Origin of the sequence: Slackia isoflavoniconvertens (assembly GCF_003725955.1) — a bacterium.
GTDB lineage: Bacteria > Actinomycetota > Coriobacteriia > Coriobacteriales > Eggerthellaceae > Slackia > Slackia isoflavoniconvertens.
Genome location: NZ_QIBZ01000053.1, coordinates 1 through 500 on the forward strand (window position 1 = coordinate 1; position 500 = coordinate 500).

The following is a 500-nucleotide window of genomic DNA, read 5'->3' on the forward strand; positions in this document are numbered from 1 at the left end:
CGAGCAGCAGCAGGTTGCCGCCCTGTTTGAGCGTGAGCGCGAGGTTCAGGCGGTTGCGCTCGCCGCCGGACAGAACACCCGCAGGCTTCTGCTGGTCGGAGCCCTTGAAGCCGAACGCGGACACGTAGGCGCGGCTGGGAACCTCGGTCTCGCCGACCTGCATGTAGTCGAGGCCGTCGGAAACGACCTCCCACAGGGTCTTGTCGGCGTCGATGCCCTCGCGGTTCTGGTCGACGTAGGACACCTTGACGGTCTCGCCCAGCTTGAGCTCGCCGGACGTGGGCTCTTCTTTGCCCACGATCATCTTGAACAGCGTGGACTTGCCCACGCCGTTGGGGCCGATCACGCCGACGATGCCGTTGCGCGGCAGGCTGAAGGACAGATCGTCGATCAGCACGCGGTCGCCGAACGCCTTGTGCAGATGCTCCACGTTGAGCACCTCGGCGCCCAGGCGCGGACCTGCGGGAATATGAATGTCGGTGAAGTCGACCTTCTTGGAC

At 65.0% G+C, this 500-nt stretch carries 1 protein-coding gene; it reads right to left on the reverse strand.

Annotation, left to right across the window (positions count from 1 at the left end):
• A partial coding sequence (locus tag DMP05_RS09720) for an ATP-binding cassette domain-containing protein (protein WP_123220243.1) occupies window positions 1-500 on the reverse strand: 500 nt, incomplete at both ends.